The organism is Aquipuribacter hungaricus (genome assembly GCF_037860755.1).
Classification (GTDB): domain Bacteria; phylum Actinomycetota; class Actinomycetes; order Actinomycetales; family JBBAYJ01; genus Aquipuribacter; species Aquipuribacter hungaricus.
In genome coordinates, this window is the sequence record NZ_JBBEOI010000424.1 from 1 (window position 1) to 1,348 (window position 1,348).

Below are 1,348 nucleotides of genomic sequence, written 5' to 3' on the forward strand. Positions count from 1 at the left end.
GGGGCCGCCGGAGCGCTCGGGGCGACCGCCGCCGGAGTCGTCGCGCCGGGGGGCGCGCCCCTGGTACCCACCCCGGTCGCCGGAGCCCTCTCGACGGGGCCCGCCGCCCTGGTAGCCGCCGCGCTCACCGGAGCCACCGGACGGCGCGCCGCGGTAGCCGCCCCGGTCGCCGGACCCGCCGGAGGAGGCACCGCGGTAGCCCCCACGCTCGCCGGACCCGCCGGAGGACGCACCGCGGTAGCCCCCACGCTCGCCGCCCGCGTCGTCGCGCCGGGGGGCGCCGCCACCGCGGTACCCGCCACGCTCGTCAGAGCCGGACTGCTGACCACCGCGGTAACCGCCTCGGTCGCCGGCCGGAGCTCCCTGGCCGCCGCGGTACCCGCCACGATCACCTGAGGGAGCGCCGCCCTGACCACCGCGGTATCCGCCGGTGCTGGCGTCGTCACGTCGAGGACCACCCGCACCGCGATATCCACCGCGGTCACCGGACGGGGCACCGCCCTGACCGCCGCGATACCCACCGCGGTCGCCGGACGGGGCACTGCCCTGACCACCGCGATACCCACCGCGGTCGCCGGACGGGGCACTGCCCTGACCACCGCGATATCCGCCGCGGTCACCGGACGGGGCGCCGCCCTGACCGCCGCGGTACCCACCGGTGTCGTCACGTCGAGGACCACCCGCGCCGCGATATCCACCACGGTCACCTGCCAGAGCACCGCCCTGACCACCGCGATATCCGCCGCGGTCTCCGGACGGAGCGCCCTGACCACCGCGATATCCGCCGCGATCACCGGAAGGGGCACCGCCCTGACCACCGCGATATCCGCCGCGATCACCGGAAGGGGCACCGCCCTGACCACCACCATATCCGCCGCGATCACCGGAAGGGGCACCGCCCTGACCACCGCGATACCCGCCGCTGCCGGCGTCGTCACGGCGAGGACCACCCGCGCCGCGATATCCACCGCGGTCCTCAGCACCGGAGGGTCGCCCGCCCTGGGACGCACCAGCGTCGCGACGGGGACCGCCGTAGCCGCCACCGGAGGCGCTCCCGCGCTCGGGCGGGCCCTGGCGACGCGCGCCGCTGCCACCGGAGTCGTCACGGCGCGGTCCACCACGCCCGGCAGCGCCTGAGCCACCGGTCCCGGAATCGCGACGTGGGGCGCCACCACGGGAGGGGCCGCCCTGACGACCTCCGCCGCTGGGAGGGCGCGAGGCGCCCGAGCTGTTACGACGGTCGTCGGCCATTGCAGTTCCTCCGAACAATCGGTGCGTCCCGGGGACCCCCTGGAACGCACGACAGGCCGTCCCGGAGAACCCGGGACGGCCTGTCGTCAAAGAATGT

At 76.4% G+C, this 1,348-nt stretch carries 1 pseudogene; it reads right to left on the reverse strand.

From position 1 onward, the window contains the following. Nucleotides 1–968: pseudogene (locus WCS02_RS20350) on the reverse strand (hypothetical protein); the annotation flags it as partial. Nucleotides 969–1,348 lie beyond the last annotated feature (380 nt).